Genomic DNA, 18808 nt, shown 5'->3' on the forward strand with positions numbered 1-18808 from the left:
AATAGATATACCCGCCATCCTTCAGGCAGTTTTTTTGCAAAACTGCGATATTTTTGGCAATTAATGACGCGTATCAGGTATGCCTGCTATCTATCAAACAGTAATATCTTTCCACTCGATAATTTTTAATGCCCCAGTCGGACAAGCATTGGCGCACTCCCCACATAACACACATTTTGAGGATTTTTTTGTTTCGGTATTCACGGTCGCCATCATCCACGGGCAGGCGGTGGTACAAGCGCTGCAGCCAATACAACGTTTATGATCCACCGCAATACAGCCGTCTTCCTGTTTCCAGGTAATAGCGCCAATGGGGCAGACCTTCATGCATTGCGGATCTTTGCACTGACGGCAGGTATCAGCGGTATAGTTTAAATCGCCATAAAGTCCGCCACCGGACCCGACGCCATCATCGCCAAAGAAGAAGTTGCGATGGATTTTTATACGGGAAAAGAAAGTCCCCACGGCACCATCGTTATAATTGGTACAGGAAATTTCACAGCGGTGGCAGCCAGTACAGCGCGCTCGCTGGGTCACCAGCACCCCTTTCGGCGTATTGATAAGCCCCACGGTACCGCTGTCGATATCTTCCTGCTTACAGCCAAAAAGTGATAACAGTGCAGGGGCGATGGTTAATCCTGCCAAACCTTTTCCTGATATCCGCAGAAATTCAAGCCGCGTTAAACCACAATCTAAAAATGGACGATCAACCTGATTCATTTATTTCGCATCCTCTTCGCAAACGCTGTGTTAGCAACACCTCCAGGCTAAATTAAACCCGTGCAACTCAAGCCATTTCGGGCGGTTAATGTTGCCAACAACACGTAAATTTTTGCCCTAACCTGATCGCGTAAAATGACGGTGGTTAAACTGAATGAATCTAATCCTTTAGGGTTAGGCGTAAAGATAATGTGGTTATTCAGCGCTCATAGTTTTGATCGTCATCAATTAAAAAACGGAAGGGAAATAATAAATGCGGAGTGAGATTTATTATCATTAAGATAAGTTGAAATAATATTTCACATGCTTTGCAAATATTTGTGACTCTACTCGCATATATATTTTAATATATCATTCGGAATATAACTCAATATACAGCGAAGGTTACTCTTCTAATTGCAGCACTAAATTATATATATTGATAAATTAACGTGACGAGAATAAAAGGACGGCGAACGAGACCACCATCCTCTTTTTGTGGATTAACCGGCTAATGCTTTAATGACGGTCTCAATAGCCTGTTTTTCTAACTCGCTGCGCTTCACACGCTGGTTGGCGAGGGTGGTTCTCAGTACTCCCGCAATGACGATATGCTTAGGCTCTTGTCCCAGATCGCGCATTTCCAGCACTACTTTACCGACTACTCTGCACATTTCACGGTACAACTCATCGTCTTTGGTCTGATTTCCCATTTTTTCCCGCTCGTCATTAACTCAAACCAACAGCATATATCAGTCTGACGGATTAGACAAAATTCAATGAAAATCAAATAAATGTCATAAATTTACTGAATCCTCTGCAGTCGATTAACCAGTTCAGCAAGACTCCCCGCCTGCATTTTTTCCATCACCCGCGCCCGATGAACCTCAACCGTGCGCACGGCAATATTCATGGCATCAGCAATTTCCCGATTCATTAACCCTTTTGCTACCAGTTGCGCCAGCTCTCGCTCCTTTGGCGTAAGCTGCTGATAGCAAACCACGATCTCTTGTCGCGAAAAGGCGGCGTGAGAAATCTGCACTGCATGCTCTAACGCCGCTTGCAGAGGCGCGGCGGAAACCGGCTTTTGCAAAAAATCGACCGCACCGCGTTTCATTTGTTCAACCGCCATCGGCACATCGCCATGCCCGGTGAGAAATACCACCGCCAGCGTACTCTCACGCTGGCGCATGGCTTCATGCACAGCATGCCCATCCAGTACAGGCATACGCATATCCAGCAAAAGTACGCCCACCTGGTGCAGATTTGCCTCGGTGAGGAATGTTTCGCCTTGCTCCCAGCAACACACCTCATATCCCAGACTTTCCAGTAAAAACGCGCAAGCCTGGGTGACGGCAATATCGTCATCCAGCAGATGAATGATTGCCACGACGGCCTCCCTCCGGATTTTGCTTAAAATGTAATGTCACTACCACGCCCGCTTTGTCATCTGGAGCCTGATGATTTTTGATCGCAATGTCTCCGTTTGCGTAGCGCACCAGCCGCTGACAAATGGCTAGCCCCAGCCCCATGCCCTCTTTACGGGTGGTCATAAACGGCTGAAAAGCCTGGTACAGCTGCACCTCATCAATACCTCCGGCGTTATCCTGCACCTGAATACTCACATCACCATCCTCACGCTGAGCGCAAAACCACACGGTGGTAGCCCCCGCCTGGGCGGCGTTGAGAACCACATTGGCCAGTACCTGTTCGAGGAGAACACTCGGCAACGTTAATGTTAACGCCTTACCGATCTGCGTTTGCAGCGCTACCGCCGGAAATTGCTGGGGCATGCGTAATAATTGCCAGACGTGATGGATAGCATCATGAACGTTGACGACCTGCCAGTCATCGGTCATCACCGGATTGCCCTGTGCCTGGCTGACCCACTGGCGAAGATTGTGCAGCGTATCAGCCCCCCGCTGCGCCTGGGTATCAATGTGCTCCAGCGCGGGCAGCAGCGGATGCTGTTGATCCTGACTACGCAGGCGGATCAGACAGCCCTGCGCATAATGACGGATAGCCGATAGCGGCTGATTGAGCTCGTGGGCAAAACCCGACGTCATCTCGCCAAGCACGCTCATTTGGCGAGCGGTTTCCAGCTCCTGTTCCTGTTTGCGCAACAATACGTTGTTTTGCTCCAACTGCCTGCCGCGTCGGCGGACCAGCAACATCACCCAGATGTAATTGAGCGTCAACAACAACAAGACAAGAGCCGCGGCCCCCATCGCCAGCCGATGTTGAATAAACCAGCTTTTGACATCCAGCCACAGCTGGCGCTGCTGCGGATGCTGGCGGACATCGCGCAGCAACGCTTCCACCTCGCGGGTCGAGGCGGGCGCCCCCCAGCGAAACGTCGCGTTCTGCGGCGCATTGAACAGGGCCCGCGTGACGCGATCGGCCAGCTCGTCGCTTACCGCAGGCAGTGCCGCAAATGACCAGTCAGGATAGAGCGGCGTACTGGTTAAACAGGGAATCGACGTCGGATGGTTAAGCACCGCCGTAAAATCTGTTTTACGAATAAGCCCTTCTTCGTCCATTTTTTCCAGCAGGCACACCGGCACAATCACCGCCTGCACGGCTTTTTCGCGTAATAAATAGAGTAAGGCATCGGCGGGAAATCCGGTAAACGTCAGGCGCAAATCGCGATCCGGGCGCAGGCCGGCATCGCTGAGCGCTTTATATCCCAGCAAATAGCCGCCAAATGCCTGAGCATCAATGGCACCCACCGTTTTGCCGATCAGATCGTGTGCGGAGGTTATCCCGCTATCGCGCCTGACGAGGATCGCGCTGCCAATCACATTACTGGTGGCTTTCCCCCCGCGAGTAGAACGGAGTGACGCCAGCCAGCGTAGCGCAGCGCGGCTGTTTAGTTGAACAAATTGCGCCGGATTAGTGACCACAAATTGTACCGTTCCACGATTCACCGCCTCCTGCATCTGCCGCAGGTCCAGCGGTTGAATATGAAACTGTTCGCCGGGAATTTGCTGATTCAACAGGGTTTCCAGCGGCTGCCAGTGATTACGCGTGGAGACATCCCCACGCATCGCCAAAACGCCAATGTTCCATGTCTGAGCCCTGACCACACCGCTTAGCATCCATAGCGACACCAGCACCGTCAGACATTTTGCTACGTTGCGTCCCACTCAATTATCCCTGTCAATTATGTTGTTTTAGATCAACAACAAGCCGGGTATGTGGTTAACCACAATAGAGTACCCCCCGTCACGATTTTTACACTGTAAATCATCAAGATTCTTTATTCATCACACGCAAACCAACGGCGTGACCAATGTTTCGTTGTTGCATCGTGACGGGAGAAAATATGGACAGCAGTAAACGGCAGTTTCTCCAACAACTGGGCGTCCTGACCGCTGGCGCATCACTGGTACCCTTGGCTCAGGCGCAATTTCCCTTCTCGCCTGAACGCCATGAAGGCTCACTTCAGCATCGCTACGCCATGCTGGTTGACCTGCGACGCTGTATCGGCTGCCAGGCCTGTACTGTCAGTTGCGCCATTGAAAACCAGACGCCGCAGGGTGAATTTCGCACCCTCGTTAACCAGTACCAGGTGCAGATTGAAGGTCAGCAGAGCGTCACCAACGTCCTGCTGCCGCGGCTGTGCAACCATTGTGATAATCCTCCCTGCGTGCCCGTTTGCCCGGTACAGGCTACTTTCCAACGCGAAGACGGCATTGTGGTGGTCGACAACACGCGCTGCGTGGGCTGCGCCTACTGCGTGCAGGCCTGCCCTTATGATGCGCGGTTCATCAACCATGAAACACAAACCGCCGATAAATGTACCTTTTGCGTTCACCGCCTCGAAGCTGGCCTGCTCCCAGCCTGCGTGGAATCCTGCGTCGGCGGCGCGCGCATCATAGGCGATATCAAAGATCCGCACAGCCGAATTTCTCAAATGCTGCGTGAACACCATGACGCCATCAAAGTCCTGAAACCGGAAAACGGGACATCACCGCACGTGTTCTATCTGGGTCTGGACGAAGCGTTTGTAACCCCGTTGATGGGACGTGCTCAACCCGCTCTCTGGCAGGAGGTTTAAATGAACCATTCACTGGTTATTGAAGAGGTTCTGGCCCATCCCCAGGACGTAAGCTGGTTACCCTGGGCCGTACAATATTTCTTTTTCATCGGCATTGCCGCCTGCGCCGCGCTGTTCGCCTGCGTACTTCACTGGCGTAAACAAGAGATGCCGGAGCTGGAAAATCTGACGCTGTTAATCGCCCTGACCTGCGCGATTACCGCGCCGCTGGCGCTGACCGCTGACTTACACCAAACCGCCCGCGTCTGGCATTTCTACGCCTGGCCGACGCCGTGGTCCTGGATGCCCTGGGGCGCGCTGTTTTTACCACTCTTTACCGGCTTCTTAGGTCTGTGGTTTCTGGCGCAGCATGTTAAACGGTTAACGCTTAAAAGTTACAGTGTCGCTAAGTGGCTGGCGATAGGTAGCGCCTTGTCAGCCATCGGGTTGCTGGTATACACCGGCCGCGAAGTGTCGGTAGTGCAGGCGCGTCCCGTCTGGTTCAGCTACGCCTTTCCGGTTGCGATGTTCCTCAGCGCGCTGCAAACGTTTCTCGCCCTGCTCATCGCCGCGACAAAACGCGAGGGAACATTGACCCGCAAACTGGCGTGGGGGCAGACAGTCACCCTGATGGTACTGGCTTTAGTCGTAGTGATATGGGTGAGCGGCAATACGCTTTCCGGTTCGGCTATTCGCCAATGGCTGAACGTTGCCCCGTTAGCACGACACTACGCCATCGGTTGGGTTGCGCTATGGCTTGTTTCGCTTGTCCTGTGCGGGCTGGTGCTCCGTAACCCCTTATTACTGCCGCTGCGCATATTACTTGTATTTAGCGCGATGGCGCTGTGCTGGCTGATGCGCTGGACGTTACTTATCCAGGTGCAGACCGTACCGAAATTTAACGCGCTGTTTAATCCTTATACCCTGCCCGGTGGTACCGATGGCTGGCTGGCCATTGTGGGCACCTTCGGCCTGTGGATAGCACTGATCATTATTGTTCGTGAAGCCCTGAACGCGATCGCAAGGAGAATGCAACATGGCTAATTTAACCCGTCGTCAGTGGCTTAAAGTAGGCCTTGCCGTAGGTGGCATGGTGACTTTTGGCCTGAGTTATCGGGATGTGGCAAAGCGCGCGATAGACGGTTTGCTGGACGGCTCCTCGGGCAAAATTACCCGAGATCGCATCTTTGGTAACGCCCTCATCCCCGAAGCCAATGCCCAGCCGCGCTGGCAGCAGAACCCGCAGCAGGTTATCTCCATGACGCAGTGCTTCGGCTGCTGGACGCAGTGTGGCGTGCGGGTGCGCGTTGACAGCGAACAAGGCAAGGTGTTGCGCATTGCGGGCAACCCCTATCACCCATTGTCTCACGAGCACCATATTGACGCCTCCGTCCCCTTTGCCACCGCAATGGAACAACTGGCGGGCGAAACGGGTCTTGACGCTCGTTCCACGGCCTGCGCCCGTGGCGCAACCTTACTTGAAGGTTTATACAGCCCGTTACGCATTCTCCAGCCCATGAAACGTGTCGGCAAACGCGGTGAGGGAAAATGGCAGAGCATCAGCTTTGAACAGCTGATCAAAGAGGTGGTGGAAGGCGGCGACTTGTTTGGTGAAGGCCACGTTGACGGCTTGCGGGCAATCCATGACACCAACACACCGCTTGATGCCAGGCATCCCGGCTTTGGCCCTAAATCCAATCAACTGCTGGTCACCAATACCAGCGATGAAGGACGTGATACATTTTTGCGCCGCTTTGCATTAAATAGTTTTGGCAGTAAAAACTTCGGCGCTCATGGCGCTTACTGTGGTCTGGCATACCGGGCCGGTTCCGGTGCGTTAATGGGCGATCTGGATAAAAATACCCATGTGAAGCCCGACTGGGACAATGTCAAATTCGCGCTATTTATGGGAACGTCTCCGGCGCAATCCGGTAACCCGTTTAAGCGCCAGGCTCGCCAACTGGCCAGCGCCCGTTTACGCGACGACTTCCGTTATGTGGTGGTGGCACCGGCCCTGCCATTGACCACGGTGCAGGCTGACAATCGCGGCCACTGGCAGCCTGTACGACCGGGAAGTGACTCCGCGCTGGCGATGGGGATGATCCGTTGGATTATCGAAAAACAGCGTTATAACGCCGATTATCTCACCATTCCCGGCGTACAGGCCATGCAGCAGGCCGGGGAAAAAAGCTGGACTAACGCCACGCATCTGGTGATTACCGATGAGCTTCCAACCCTTGCCGGACAGCATTTAACCCTCGCGCACCTGAGTGCAAACGCCGCCCAGGAGCCGGTGGTCATTAACGAGGCCGGCGAAATTGTCGCCGCCAGCAGTTGCCCACGCGCGCAGCTGTTCGTCACCCGCCAGGTCACGCTGGCAGACGGTCAGACGGTGACGGTAAAAAGCAGCTTCCAGTGTCTGAAAGAGTCCGCCGGGAAACTAACGCTGACGCAGTACAGCCAGCAATGCGGCGTGTCTGAAGCTGACATTGGCGCCCTGGCCGACGCGTTTACCCGCCATGGCCGCCAGGCAGCGGTGATTACGCACGGTGGAATGATGGCAGGCAATGGATTTTATAACGCCTGGTCGGTGATGATGCTCAATGCGCTGATTGGCAATCTCAGTCTTGAAGGCGGCGTATTTGTCGGCGGCGGCAAGTTCAATGGCGCCACCGACGGTCCGCGCTACAACATGGACAGCTTCGCCGGGAAGGTAAAACCAAAAGGATTAAGCATCGCGCGCAGTAAAACTGCTTATGAGTCTTCCGAAGAGTATCGCAATAAGGTGGCCGCCGGACAATCGCCCTTCCCGGCCAAAGCCCCGTGGTATCCGTTTGTCGCAGGCCAGCTTACCGAACTCCTCGTCTCGGCGCTGGAAGGCTACCCTTATCCGCTGAAAGCCTGGATCTCCAACATGACCAACCCGTTCTACGGCATCGCAGGGTTGCGCGGCGTGGCGGAAGAAAAGCTCAAGGATCCTGCGCGTCTGCCGCTGTTTATCGCTATTGACGCCTTTATGAACGAAACCACGGCGCTGGCCGATTACATCGTGCCGGATACCCACAACTTTGAAAGCTGGGGATTCAGCGCCCCGTGGGCCGGCGTTGCCAGTAAAGCCACCACCGCGCGTTGGCCGGTAGTGACAGCGGCAACCAGCAGTACCGCTGATGGTCAACCCGCCTCGATGGAATCTTTCTGTATCGCAGTGGCAAAACGCATCGGGCTCCCCGGATTTGGTGACAATGCGATTACCGATCCGCAGGGCAATCACTATCCGTTGAATCGTGCGGAAGATTACTACCTGCGACTCGCCGCCAATATTGCGTTTATGGGCAAAGCGCCGGTCGCTGAAGCGCAACCGGAAGACCTGGCGCTGACTGGGGTACAGCGGATCGTGCCGGTGATGACCCAAACGCTGAAAGCCGATGAAATCAGCCGGGTGGCGTTTATCTACTCCCGCGGTGGGCGTTTTGCGCCAGACAACAGCGGGCGGGTTGAGAATCGGATAGGCAATGCGTGGGAAAAACCGCTACAAATCTGGAATGCGGACGTCGCCGCGCACCGCCATGCAATTACCGGCGAGCGCTACAGCGGCTGCCCGGCCTGGTATCCTTCACGCCTGTCAGATGGGCGTGCGGTCGAGGAGTTGTTCCCGGAACAAGAGTGGCCGCTGAAACTGATTTCTTTTAAATCCAATACCATGTCCAGCGCCACGGCGGTGATCCCACGTCTGCATCATCTGAAGCCGGTTAATCTGGTGGCGCTTAATCCGCAGGATGGTCAACGATATGGTTTAGCGCACGGCGATATGGTGCGTATCACCACGCCTGGCGGTCAGGCGCAGGCGCAGATAAGCCTGCTTAATGGCGTGATGCCGGGCGTGATCGCCATTGAACACGGTTATGGGCATAAAGAAATGGGCGCGGCGCAGCATTCGCTCGACGGCAAGCCGATGGCGTTTGACGCACAAATAAGGTCGGGGATTAATCTCAACGATTTGGGCTTTGCGGATCCTACCCGGCAGGTAGCCAATACCTGGCTTGACTGGGTGTCAGGTGCAGCGGTGCGCCAGGGGTTGCCAGCGAGGATTGAGCGAGTGAAACTCTAGCGCCGGATGGCCACGCCAACGCGTTTTATCCGGCCTACAGAACGTCGTAGGCCGGATAAGGCAACGCCCGCGGATCAGTTATTTACCGGGATCACCGCACCTTTATATTTGGTGCGGATCCAGTCCTGGATCTCTTTTGAGTGCAGGACATCAACCAGCGCCACGATATCTTTTTTCTTCTCGTCGCCACGATGCACGGTAATGATGTTGGCATACGGGTTGTTTTCACCACTTTCGACGGCGATAGGATCTTTCACCGGATCCAGCCCGGCGTCGATGGCGTAGTTGGCGTTAATCACCACCGCATCGCCTTCGTCGTTGTTATACATCTGCGGTAACAGCGCGGCTTCCACGTTAGGCAGGAACTTCAGTTTTTTCGGGTTCTCGACGATATCGCTAATGCGCGCGGTGACTTTATCCACGCCCGGCTTCAGCTTGATTACGCCCTCTTTTTCGAAAATCGACAGAATACGGCCTTCCTCAGATACCGCATCGCGCATGATGACCTTGCCGCCTTCCGGCAGATCTTTAAGCGATTTCACTTTTTTCGAATAGATCCCAATTGGCTCGATGTGAATCGCTCCGGCGCTGACGAAATCATAGGTTTTATCGCCCGCATGATCTTTAATCACGCTGTTCAGGTACGGAATATGCTGGAAGTAGTTAGCGTCAATCTCACGGCCAGCCAGCGCGGTGTTGGGCAGAATGTAATCCTGGAACGGTTTAATCTCTAAATCGATCCCTTGCTTCGCCAGAATAGGCTTAGCCTGCTCAAGGATCTCCGCGTGCGGCACGTTAGAGGCGCCAACGGTCAGAGTATCGGCCCAGGAGGCAAAGCTCAGGGCGCTTAAGGTTGCTGCGGCGAGTAACGTCAGTGATTTTTTCATGATAATGGTTTCCGTATTTTATTAGCGTTTATCTAACAGAGAGGTGATCACATCGCCGCAAAGCTGGATGATGAAGACAATGAGCAAAATCGTCACCGTCGCCACCAGCGTGACGTCGCTGTGGTTGCGCTGAAAACCTTCCAGATAGGCAAGATTCCCTAAACCACCGGCGCCAATTACCCCTGCCATCGCGCTGTAGCTGACCAGCGCAATCAGCGTCACGGTGATCCCGGACACCAGAGCAGGAGAGGATTCCGGCAGTAAAACCCGAAAAATAAGCGTGCTTAGCCGTGCGCCCATCGAACGCGTCGCCTCAATAACCCCTTTGTCGACTTCACGCAGGGCAATTTCGACCAGACGCGCATAAAACGGTGCGGCCCCTACGATCAGCGCAGGCAACGCGGCATTAGCGCCGAGAATGGTGCCAACCATCGCTTTGGTAAACGGGATCAGCAGCACGATCAGAATGATGAACGGGATGGAACGAAAGATATTCACCACCAGCGAAATAACGCTATACACCGCGCGATTGTGAAACAGTCCGCCGCGTGCGGTCAGGAACAGAGCCAGACCAAGTGCAACGCCCAGGACAAAGGTCGCTGCGCCAGAAAGGACCGTCATGTAGAGCGTTTCCTGGGTTGCTGCCAGCAGTTGTTCCCACTTCAGATGAGGAAACAGTTCTTCAGCCATGGTTGATCACCTCGCCTTCAATGTCGCTCTGGCGCAGATCGGCCAAAATATTGTTCAATTGTTCCTCAGAGGCCACAACGTGCACCCAAAGCTGACCAAACACACCGTGCGCGGTTTGCGTCATCTTGCCGTGTAAAATGTTAAACGGCAGGCCATAGCGCAGGGTCAATTCGCCAACCACAGGCCGATGCGTACGTTGCCCGGTAAACGTTAGCTTGATCACCACACCGCCCAACTCGCGGGCCAACTGTGGGTTAAACTCGTCTTCCTCGGTGTACTGACTCACCTGACGAACGAACTGTCGGGTGATCGGCTGCTGCGGATGGGTAAAGACGTTGAGCACGTCGCCTTCCTCAACGACCCTGCCGTTTTCCATTACCGCGACGCGATCGCAGATTTTTCGTACCACGTGCATTTCATGCGTGATCAGCACAATGGTTAATTTGAAGCGGCGATTAATATCGAGCAGCAAATCGAGGATCTGATCGGTAGTTTGCGGATCCAGCGCCGAGGTGGCTTCGTCACACAGCAGAACGTCAGGATTGTTCGCCAACGCACGGGCAATTCCTACCCGCTGTTTTTGCCCACCGCTCAGCTGAGACGGATACGCATTTTCACGACCGCTCAGCCCCACCAGCGAAATCAGTTCAGCAACTCGCGCTTTAATTGATGCTTTTGGCGCTCCAGCAATTTGCATAGAGAACGCAATATTTTCACTAACCGTTCGTGACCACAGCAAATTGAAGTGTTGAAACACCATGCTGATTTTCAGTCGCGCCTGACGTAAAGATTCCCCACGGGCGGCAGAGATATCGTGGCCGTTAATCGTTACGCTGCCTGAAGTCGGTTTTTCCAGACCATTAAGTAAGCGTATTAAGGTGCTTTTCCCCGCCCCGCTGTAACCAATAATTCCGTAAATCTGTCCCTGTTCAACCGTCAGGTTGACGTTATCGACAGCGGTAATGGCAAGCCTGCCTGGCGTAAACACTTTCGAAATATTTTTCAGGACAATCATGTCGTTTAGGTATCCGCTGCTGCTTATTGTTCTGCTGCTAGCGCTTTTGGCTGTTTAGCAGTATGGATGTCCAAACGAGTGTAATCAGTGAGATTGGCTTTTAAAATGAATTAAAACGCATTTGATATAACTTTTAGAAATATGTCGGTTTGGTCGGCGTTATACACAAAAAGTCAGGGATTGGGATGACAATTACACCTTGTTGCGCAACAAATGCTGCTGCGAATAACCTCTTTATCCATACCTGGAAACAAATTAATGAATATTTTCTGTAAAACTGCACAGAAGTGTTTTGAAACACTGTTTCCATTTTCCTTTTTGATAATTTTCAGCGTATAATGCGCGCCAATTGTCTCTTGAATGGTTTCAGCACATTGACCTGTAAAACTCAACGACTACAAAACTCACCATCCCGTTGGGCTGAACCACAAGCACACATTCCTCTGCACGCTCTTTCGATGTCACCTATCCTTAGAGCGAGGCATCACAACTTTCGTAACTCAGGTTTAGCTTCCCGTCCGTGCGCGGCGGGAGCCAGATTTCCATATCCTTCTCAACTTAAAGACTAAGACTGTCATGAAAAAGACGAAAATTGTTTGCACCATCGGTCCGAAAACCGAATCCGAAGAGATGTTAACCAAAATGCTGGACGCGGGCATGAACGTCATGCGTCTGAACTTCTCCCACGGGGACTATGAAGAACACGGTCAGCGCATCAAGAATTTGCGCAACGTCATGAGCAAAACCGGCAAGAAAGCCGCAATCCTGCTCGACACCAAAGGTCCGGAAATCCGTACCATCAAACTGGAAGGCGGTAACGACGTTTCCCTGAAAGCGGGCCAAACCTTCACCTTCACCACCGACAAATCCGTTGTCGGCAACAACGAAATCGTTGCAGTGACTTATGAAGGCTTCACTAAAGATCTGTCCGTCGGCAATACCGTTCTGGTTGACGATGGTCTGATCGGCATGGAAGTTACCGCTATCGAAGGTAACAAAGTTATCTGTAAAGTGCTGAACAACGGCGACCTGGGCGAAAACAAAGGCGTTAACCTGCCGGGCGTTTCCATCGCGCTGCCAGCACTGGCTGAAAAAGACAAACAGGACCTGATCTTCGGTTGCGAGCAAGGCGTTGACTTCGTTGCAGCATCCTTTATCCGTAAACGTTCTGACGTCGTTGAAATCCGTGAGCACCTGAAAGCGCACGGCGGCGAAAACATCCAGATCATCTCCAAAATCGAAAACCAGGAAGGCCTGAACAACTTCGACGAAATCCTCGAAGCATCTGACGGCATCATGGTTGCTCGTGGCGACATGGGTGTTGAGATCCCGGTTGAAGAAGTTATCTTCGCGCAGAAGATGATCATCGAAAAATGTATCCGTGCACGTAAAGTCGTTATCACTGCGACCCAGATGCTGGACTCCATGATCAAAAACCCGCGTCCGACCCGCGCTGAAGCCGGTGACGTAGCGAACGCCATCCTCGACGGTACCGATGCAGTAATGCTGTCTGGCGAGTCTGCAAAAGGTAAATACCCGCTGGAAGCCGTCACCATCATGGCAACCATCTGTGAGCGTACCGACCGCGTGATGACCAGCCGTCTGGACTTCAACAACGACAGCCGCAAACTGCGCATCACCGAAGCCGTTTGCCGTGGCGCGGTTGAAACTGCAGAAAAACTGGATGCTCCGCTGATCGTTGTAGCAACTCAGGGCGGTAAATCTGCTCGCGCAGTACGTAAATACTTCCCGGATGCCACCATCCTGGCGCTGACCACCAACGAAACTACCGCGCGTCAGCTGGTGCTGAGCAAAGGCGTTGTTGCACAGGTAGTTAAAGAAATCAGCTCTACCGATGATTTCTATCGTCTGGGTAAAGAAGTCGCTCTGGAAAGCGGTCTGGCTCAGAAAGGTGACGTTGTGGTGATGGTTTCCGGTGCACTGGTTCCGAGCGGCACGACCAACACGGCATCCGTTCACGTGCTGTAATAATTCCAACGCGAATTAATTTGCTTAAAAAAGCGCCCTGGTGGCGCTTTTTTTATTTTATCGATAGCTACAATTAATAAAAAATCAAATCGGATTTCACTATCTAATCCGTGATTATCTAAGATGAATCCGATGGAAGCTTTCTGTTTTCACTCGGGTTTTTAGCCGTTTTTGCACAATTCGATGCTTCTTTGAGCGAACGATCAAAAATAAGTGCATTCCCATCAAAAAAATATTCTCAACATAAAAAACTTTGTGTAATACTTGTAACGCTACATGGAGATTAACTCAATCTAGAGGGTATTAATAATGAATCGTACTAAACTGGTACTGGGCGCGGTAATCTTGGGTTCTACTCTGCTGGCAGGTTGCTCCAGCAACGCTAAAATCGATCAGCTGTCTTCTGACGTTCAGACTCTGAACGCTAAAGTTGACCAGCTGAGCAACGACGTGAACGCAATGCGTTCCGACGTTCAGGCTGCTAAAGATGACGCAGCTCGCGCTAACCAGCGTCTGGACAACGCAGCTACTAAATACCGCAAGTAATAGTATCTGTGTAATAAAAATGGCGCACATTGTGCGCCATTTTTTTTGCTCTGAATTTCCCTTCCCTGTTATTGCGTAGCACGCACCTCTGCATCCTCTCCCGGCACGCCATTCTGTGCAGACTTCACTTCCGCGCCATTGCTTACGACCGACGCATGCCCGGCCGTTACGGTGACCGGATAGCCCGCACGACGATACAAGGCTCTTTCCACCAAACTGTTATCGACGGCTTTATTGTCTTTAAACTGGGTAAAACCGGCTGGCAGCACATACGGCATGGTCTGGACGTTTTGCTCCTCTTCCGGCGACAGCGGTCGATGCACCTCGACATAGCGCATTCCGTTCGGCTCTATCGAATATTTTATCGGCTCATTAATCACCCGAACCAGCGTTCCTGTCCGGACCTGAGCAAACAGTGCTTTGATGTCCGGCGCGTTCATGCGAATACACCCAGAACTTACGCGCAGTCCCACGCTGTCAGGCGCACTGGTGCCATGGATGAGATATTCACCGTTTCCATGCGCCAGACGCAGTGCAAAGCGTCCTAACGGGTTATTTGGCCCGGCAGGTACTACCGGCGGTAATGTTATGCCGCGCTCCAAAGAGCGTTTACGGATGCCTGCTGTAGGGGTCCAGGTCGGATTCGGGATTTTCTGCCCAACCCGGGTTTCCATTACCGGCGTTTCCAGCCCCTGCAAACCGATACCAATTGGGAAAACCTGAACAATATTCTCTCCCGGCGGGAAGTAATACAGACGCAGTTCCGCCAGATTCACAATAATGCCTTCTCGTGGTGCATCCGGTAGCAGTAATTGCGAGGGAATAGTAATCAGCGTTCCGGGTTTAGGTACGGGGGCAATCGTATTATTGGCTTCAAGGATCAGCATTGCGGCGGTATCAAACTTACGGGCAATCGCCTGTAGGTTTTTATCGCCTTCCTGCACGGTGTAAGTTTGATTTTGCCCAACAAGACGGCTGTTCGCCTGAGGCAAAGGATAATCGACCGCCCATGCGGCCTGAATAGCGCTGTAAGCGCCGATTAGCATTAACGTAATAACAGACGCGCGTTTCATACTCACCCCCCTGGCGTTCCTGCCGGACGGCGTCGAGCGCCCGATCCGGCCTACGAGTCACTGCGTTGCACTACCTCACTCTTTCACGTCGAGCTGAAAATTGACGTGTTTTATCAGTTTAGCTAAGAGTTGCGGCTTTGGTGCGAATAGCCCGAATCATCGCCTCCAGCCCTTGTGAACGAGACGGTGTGAGATGCTGTGCGAGCGCCATTTTTTCAAACCACGGACGCACATCAAAATTCACAATATCCTGGGCCGTCATGCGGTCATATAAAATGAATACGACAGCGATAAGCCCTTTCACAATTGCCGCATCGCTGTCGCCCTGTAATTCAATAATTCCTTCAGCATTCTGACGCATGACAATCCATACCTGACTTTGACAGCCCTGGATGCTATTTTCCGTATTACGATCGTCGTCGTTTAATTCCGGCAAACGCTGACCCAGTTCAATAATGTACAGGTATTTCTCTTCCCAATTAGCGCAACGCAGAAAATTACGCAACAACTTTTCTTTATCCGGCAGCGCAGCCATAACGCCTCCCTGTTATCCCAGTAAGTGATGAATACGCTTGAGGCCCGTTACCAGGCGATCCACTTCTTCGTGGGTGTTGTACATGGCAATCGACGCCCGGCACATCGCAGGAACGTTATAGTAGGCCATCAGCGGCATAGCGCAGTGATGCCCTGTCCGCACGGCGATGCCATAGTTATCAAGAAAACTTCCGACATCATAGGCATGATGTTTGCCGAGGTTAAACGCAATCACCCCCAGACGATTATCCGGCCCGTAGAGCGTTAAATCCGGCACATCCGCCAGCTGTTCCAGCGCATAGCGCATCAGGAATTGTTCATATTCGCTGATTTCAGTAAGCCCCAGCGCGGAAACATATTCAATAGCCGCGCCGAGTCCAATAATTCCCCCGGTGTTTGGCGTTCCGGCTTCAAACCGCCAGGGGGCTTTGGCCCACGTCGTCCCCTGGCTCAGGCTCACCGTCGCAATCATCGACCCACCGCCTTCCCACGGCGGCATCTCCTGCAGCAATGACTCTCTGGCATACAGAACGCCAATACCGGTTGGCCCGTAGAGCTTGTGCCCAGAGAAAACATAGAAGTCGCAATCCAGCGCCTGCACATCCACCTGATGATGCATAACTGCCTGTGCGCCATCCACCAGCACTTTCGCGCCGTATTGATGCGCCAGCTCAATCATCTCAACCAATGGGTTTTCCGTGCCCAACACGTTAGACACATGGGTAATCGCCAGCAGTTTCGTGCGATCGTCAAACAGCGTCGGCAGCGTTTCCAGTTGCAACGTACCTTCTGTATTGAGCGGAATAACGCGCAGTTCTGCACCTACGCGAGCGCACAACATCTGCCAGGGCACAATATTGGCGTGGTGCTCCATTTCGCTGATGATAATGTTATCGCCCGCCCGCACATTGCTGCCGCCCCAACTGTTAGCTACCAGGTTGATACCTTCCGTTGTGCCGCGAACAAACACCAGTTCTTCAGCTGAACGGGCGTTGATAAACAGCGAGGCGAGCTTGCGCACATTCTCCATTTTTTCCGTGGCCTGCGCGCTCAGCGTATGGATCCCGCGGTGGACCGCGGCATAGCCGTGACGGTAAAACTCGGCTTCGGCATCAATCACCTGGTTGGGCTTTTGCGCGCTGGCGGCGCTATCCAGATACGCCAACGGTAAACCGTTCACTTCACGCGTCAGGACCGGAAAATCAGCCCGCACTTTTTCAATGGGAAATGTCATGCTACGCCTCCCGGCAAGCGTTGGGCGATCCGTGCCAGGACCTGTTGTTTCAGCGTTTCCTCGCCCAGGGCTTCCGTCAGCTCAGCGGCAAACGCATAGAGAATCATTTGTTGGGCATCCTGCTGGCCGATCCCGCGCGAACGCAGATAGAACATCTGCTCGTCGTCGATCCGCCCTACCGTCGCCCCGTGGCTGCATTTCACGTCGTCGGCATAAATTTCAAGCTGCGGCTTGGTATCCACTTCCGCCAGTTTTCCGAGCAGCAAATTATTGTTGGTCATCTGACCGTCGGTTTTAATGGCGTGCTGAGCGACGTTGATCAGGCCATTGAATACCGCGCGCCCCTTATCGCTGACAATCGTTTTATGCAGTTGTCGACTGTTGCAATATCCCTTGTTGTGCGCAAGCCAGGTGCGGGTATCGCAGACTTCATTTTTCACCGGCATCGCCAGGCTGTTAAGCCGAAGCGTGGTGTTTTCGCCGTTAAGCTGGGTGCTGGTGTTATGGCGCAACACCGCATCACCGAGTAAAAAGCTGTGGCTGGCGGCCGTGGCATCAGCGCCCAACTGAATATCATTATGCGCGAAGTGGTGGCTGAGCGGATTCTCAAACGCCAGTTTGATGTGGCGCAAGTGTGCGTTTGCCGCGACGTTCATCGTTAATCGTGCACCGGTAAAATGGCGATATTCGCTGAGGCTGACATAGTGTTCAATGACGGTGGCTTCTGCGCCTTCTGCCAGGTCCAGATGGTGGCGATAGTGCGCCGTGTTCACCTCATCACCCGCCAGCCCCTGGGTAATGTGCAGCAGCAGCAACGGTTTTGCCGGTCGCTGGTTACGCTTCACCTGAATGTGCGTTACGCTGCGGGAGAGGCTTTCGGTCAGGTGCAGAAAGACTTCCGGTTGGATAGCCGCCGGTAGCGACTGGCGCACATCATCAACGGTAATGTTAAAACCGCTACCTTCCACGCTGTCGCTGAGCGTTGGACAGAATTGCCCGTCAACAAACACCAGGCGGACAGCATCAATAGCCGGCGCTAACGCTTCACACTGGGCGGACGTTATCTCAGTGACATGACTGACAAACTGGCTGTTGGTTAATCCTTCCAGCGGCGTGTATTTCCAGTCCTCATGCTTACGCGTTGGCAGTCCCAGACGCAGCATCTGCTGCAGGTGCTGTTGGGCGTGGTGCGAGCGCGTCTCCCCTTGCGTTTCAAACAGATGATGCCACTGTTGCAGCACGTTACTGCTGTTCGCTAAGCCAGCCATAACCTTGCTCCTCCAGTTGTTTGACCAGCGTGAAATCACCGGATTTCACAATTCGCCCCTGGTAGAGAACGTGCACATAATCGGGTTTGATGTAATCCAGGATGCGCTGATAGTGGGTGACGATAATGAATGAACGTTGCCCGTCGCGCAGCGAGTTCACGCCATCCGCAACGACTTTCAGCGCGTCGATATCCAGCCCGGAGTCCGACTCATCAAGAATGCACAGCTGAGGTTCCAGCACCGCCATTTGCAAAATGTCATTACGCTTTTTCTCGCCACCGGAGAAACCAACGTTGACCGAACGCGTTAGCAAATCTTCCGGCATCTTCAATAACGCGATTTTCTCTTCCATCAGATCCTGGAAGTCAAACCTGTCCAGCGACTCTTCGCCACGGTAGCTGCGCACCGCATTCAGTGCCGTTTGCAGGAAAAACTGATTACTGACGCCGGGGATTTCTACCGGATACTGAAATGCCATAAAGATCCCTTCACCGGCCCGGTCTTCGGGTGACAGTTCCAGTAAATCCTTACCGTTGAATTCTACCGTCCCGCCGGTGACTTCGTAGTCATCGCGCCCGGCGAGCGTTGCGGAAAGCGTACTTTTCCCGGAACCGTTCGGCCCCATAATGGCGTGTACCTCTCCGGGGCCAATATCCAGGCTCAGCCCACGCAGGATCGCCTTATCTTCCACACTGACCTGTAAATTTTTAATGCTTAACATGTGCT

At 53.1% G+C, this 18808-nt stretch carries 17 protein-coding genes; 5 read left to right on the forward strand and 12 right to left on the reverse strand.

The window, feature by feature from the left end; genetic code table 11:
- Window positions 1-93: 93 nt before the first annotated feature.
- From HV037_RS13425 to ttrS, 4 genes are all read right to left on the reverse strand, one after another.
- A complete protein-coding gene (locus HV037_RS13425) occupies window positions 94-720 on the reverse strand; it encodes a ferredoxin-like protein (protein WP_016152920.1) in 627 nt (208 codons plus the stop codon).
- Between the two features lie 482 nt (window positions 721-1202).
- Window positions 1203-1412: a fumarate hydratase FumD gene (gene fumD, locus HV037_RS13430; RefSeq protein ID WP_003029345.1), complete on the reverse strand. Its 210-nt coding sequence runs from the start codon at window positions 1410-1412 to the stop codon at window positions 1203-1205.
- A gap of 92 nt (window positions 1413-1504) precedes the next feature.
- The gene (ttrR, locus tag HV037_RS13435) at window positions 1505-2089 is read right to left on the reverse strand and encodes a tetrathionate respiration response regulator TtrR (RefSeq protein ID WP_016156376.1); all 585 of its coding nucleotides are present in this window, start codon (window positions 2087-2089) and stop codon (window positions 1505-1507) included.
- Complete coding sequence (gene ttrS, locus HV037_RS13440; protein ID WP_231392230.1) at window positions 2064-3797, reverse strand: tetrathionate respiration histidine kinase TtrS; 1734 nt, start codon at window positions 3795-3797, stop codon at window positions 2064-2066. The genes ttrR and ttrS overlap by 26 nt, the downstream gene beginning before the upstream one ends.
- 227 nt (window positions 3798-4024) lie before the next feature.
- Here ttrS and ttrB point away from each other — a divergent pair, with 227 nt between their 5' ends.
- Genes ttrB through ttrA form a run of 3 tightly spaced genes read left to right on the forward strand, consistent with a single transcriptional unit; the run spans window position 4025 to window position 8846 of the window.
- Window positions 4025-4759 (forward strand): tetrathionate reductase subunit TtrB, encoded by a 735-nt coding sequence (gene ttrB, locus HV037_RS13445; protein ID WP_019076686.1) that lies wholly within the window; start codon window positions 4025-4027, stop codon window positions 4757-4759.
- Complete coding sequence (ttrC, locus tag HV037_RS13450) at window positions 4760-5782, forward strand: tetrathionate reductase subunit TtrC (RefSeq protein ID WP_103283863.1); 1023 nt, start codon at window positions 4760-4762, stop codon at window positions 5780-5782.
- Window positions 5775-8846 carry a tetrathionate reductase subunit TtrA gene (gene ttrA / locus HV037_RS13455; RefSeq protein ID WP_103283864.1) on the forward strand — a complete coding sequence of 1024 codons (3072 nt, stop codon included), beginning with the start codon at window positions 5775-5777 and terminating at the stop codon, window positions 8844-8846. The genes ttrC and ttrA overlap by 8 nt, the downstream gene beginning before the upstream one ends.
- Window positions 8847-8920: 74 nt before the next feature.
- Here ttrA and HV037_RS13460 read toward each other — a convergent pair whose 3' ends face one another.
- From HV037_RS13460 to HV037_RS13470, 3 genes are read right to left on the reverse strand one after another with little or no spacing between them, the layout of a single operon-like run.
- Window positions 8921-9733 (reverse strand): MetQ/NlpA family ABC transporter substrate-binding protein, encoded by an 813-nt coding sequence (locus HV037_RS13460; RefSeq protein ID WP_003029358.1) that lies wholly within the window; start codon window positions 9731-9733, stop codon window positions 8921-8923.
- Between the two features lie 21 nt (window positions 9734-9754).
- Window positions 9755-10423, reverse strand: coding sequence for a methionine ABC transporter permease (locus HV037_RS13465; RefSeq protein WP_016152914.1), 669 nt, complete (start codon window positions 10421-10423; stop codon window positions 9755-9757).
- Complete coding sequence (locus HV037_RS13470; protein WP_016156371.1) at window positions 10416-11438, reverse strand: ATP-binding cassette domain-containing protein; 1023 nt, start codon at window positions 11436-11438, stop codon at window positions 10416-10418. Before HV037_RS13470 ends, HV037_RS13465 begins: the two co-directional genes overlap by 8 nt.
- 576 nt (window positions 11439-12014) lie before the next feature.
- On the opposite strand from HV037_RS13470, the gene pykF reads away from it, so the two are divergent.
- Both pykF and lpp read left to right on the forward strand, forming a co-directional pair.
- Window positions 12015-13427, forward strand: a complete 1413-nt coding sequence (gene pykF / locus HV037_RS13475; protein WP_016152912.1) for a pyruvate kinase PykF — start codon at window positions 12015-12017, stop codon at window positions 13425-13427.
- A 309-nt stretch (window positions 13428-13736) separates the two neighbouring features.
- Window positions 13737-13973, forward strand: a complete 237-nt coding sequence (gene lpp, locus HV037_RS13480; RefSeq protein WP_003029373.1) for a murein lipoprotein Lpp — start codon at window positions 13737-13739, stop codon at window positions 13971-13973.
- Window positions 13974-14041: 68 nt separating this feature from the next.
- On the opposite strand, the gene HV037_RS13485 is transcribed toward lpp, so the two are convergent.
- The 5 genes from HV037_RS13485 to sufC form a co-directional block, all read right to left on the reverse strand.
- Entirely contained in the window at window positions 14042-15046 is a 1005-nt protein-coding gene (locus tag HV037_RS13485) for a L,D-transpeptidase family protein (RefSeq protein WP_103283865.1), read from the reverse strand.
- 118 nt (window positions 15047-15164) lie between these two features.
- A complete protein-coding gene (gene sufE / locus HV037_RS13490; RefSeq protein WP_016152910.1) occupies window positions 15165-15581 on the reverse strand; it encodes a cysteine desulfuration protein SufE in 417 nt (138 codons plus the stop codon).
- Window positions 15582-15593: 12 nt separating this feature from the next.
- Window positions 15594-16814 carry a cysteine desulfurase SufS gene (sufS, locus tag HV037_RS13495; RefSeq protein ID WP_016156370.1) on the reverse strand — a complete coding sequence of 407 codons (1221 nt, stop codon included), beginning with the start codon at window positions 16812-16814 and terminating at the stop codon, window positions 15594-15596.
- Window positions 16811-18082, reverse strand: a complete 1272-nt coding sequence (sufD, locus tag HV037_RS13500; protein ID WP_103283866.1) for a Fe-S cluster assembly protein SufD — start codon at window positions 18080-18082, stop codon at window positions 16811-16813. The genes sufS and sufD overlap by 4 nt, the downstream gene beginning before the upstream one ends.
- Window positions 18057-18803, reverse strand: a complete 747-nt coding sequence (gene sufC / locus HV037_RS13505; RefSeq protein ID WP_016152907.1) for a Fe-S cluster assembly ATPase SufC — start codon at window positions 18801-18803, stop codon at window positions 18057-18059. The genes sufD and sufC overlap by 26 nt, the downstream gene beginning before the upstream one ends.
- Window positions 18804-18808: the final 5 nt, after the last annotated feature.

This window comes from Citrobacter sp. RHBSTW-00017 (assembly GCF_013797615.1).
Taxonomy (GTDB): domain Bacteria; phylum Pseudomonadota; class Gammaproteobacteria; order Enterobacterales; family Enterobacteriaceae; genus Citrobacter; species Citrobacter braakii.

What these genes read in the sequence shown, in the direction of transcription:
- HV037_RS13425 (WP_016152920.1), bottom strand. Translation starts at nt 720, where the DNA reads ATGAATCAGGTTGATCGTCCATTTTTAGATTGTGGTTTAACGCGGCTT.
- fumD (WP_003029345.1), bottom strand. Translation starts at nt 1,412, where the DNA reads ATGGGAAATCAGACCAAAGACGATGAGTTGTACCGTGAAATGTGCAGA.
- ttrS (WP_231392230.1), bottom strand. Translation starts at nt 3,797, where the DNA reads ATGCTAAGCGGTGTGGTCAGGGCTCAGACATGGAACATTGGCGTTTTG.
- ttrB (WP_019076686.1), top strand. Translation starts at nt 4,025, where the DNA reads ATGGACAGCAGTAAACGGCAGTTTCTCCAACAACTGGGCGTCCTGACC.
- ttrC (WP_103283863.1), top strand. Translation starts at nt 4,760, where the DNA reads ATGAACCATTCACTGGTTATTGAAGAGGTTCTGGCCCATCCCCAGGAC.
- ttrA (WP_103283864.1), top strand. Translation starts at nt 5,775, where the DNA reads ATGGCTAATTTAACCCGTCGTCAGTGGCTTAAAGTAGGCCTTGCCGTA.
- HV037_RS13460 (WP_003029358.1), bottom strand. Translation starts at nt 9,733, where the DNA reads ATGAAAAAATCACTGACGTTACTCGCCGCAGCAACCTTAAGCGCCCTG.
- HV037_RS13465 (WP_016152914.1), bottom strand. Translation starts at nt 10,423, where the DNA reads ATGGCTGAAGAACTGTTTCCTCATCTGAAGTGGGAACAACTGCTGGCA.
- HV037_RS13470 (WP_016156371.1), bottom strand. Translation starts at nt 11,438, where the DNA reads ATGATTGTCCTGAAAAATATTTCGAAAGTGTTTACGCCAGGCAGGCTT.
- pykF (WP_016152912.1), top strand. Translation starts at nt 12,015, where the DNA reads ATGAAAAAGACGAAAATTGTTTGCACCATCGGTCCGAAAACCGAATCC.
- lpp (WP_003029373.1), top strand. Translation starts at nt 13,737, where the DNA reads ATGAATCGTACTAAACTGGTACTGGGCGCGGTAATCTTGGGTTCTACT.
- HV037_RS13485 (WP_103283865.1), bottom strand. Translation starts at nt 15,046, where the DNA reads ATGAAACGCGCGTCTGTTATTACGTTAATGCTAATCGGCGCTTACAGC.
- sufE (WP_016152910.1), bottom strand. Translation starts at nt 15,581, where the DNA reads ATGGCTGCGCTGCCGGATAAAGAAAAGTTGTTGCGTAATTTTCTGCGT.
- sufS (WP_016156370.1), bottom strand. Translation starts at nt 16,814, where the DNA reads ATGACATTTCCCATTGAAAAAGTGCGGGCTGATTTTCCGGTCCTGACG.
- sufD (WP_103283866.1), bottom strand. Translation starts at nt 18,082, where the DNA reads ATGGCTGGCTTAGCGAACAGCAGTAACGTGCTGCAACAGTGGCATCAT.
- sufC (WP_016152907.1), bottom strand. Translation starts at nt 18,803, where the DNA reads ATGTTAAGCATTAAAAATTTACAGGTCAGTGTGGAAGATAAGGCGATC.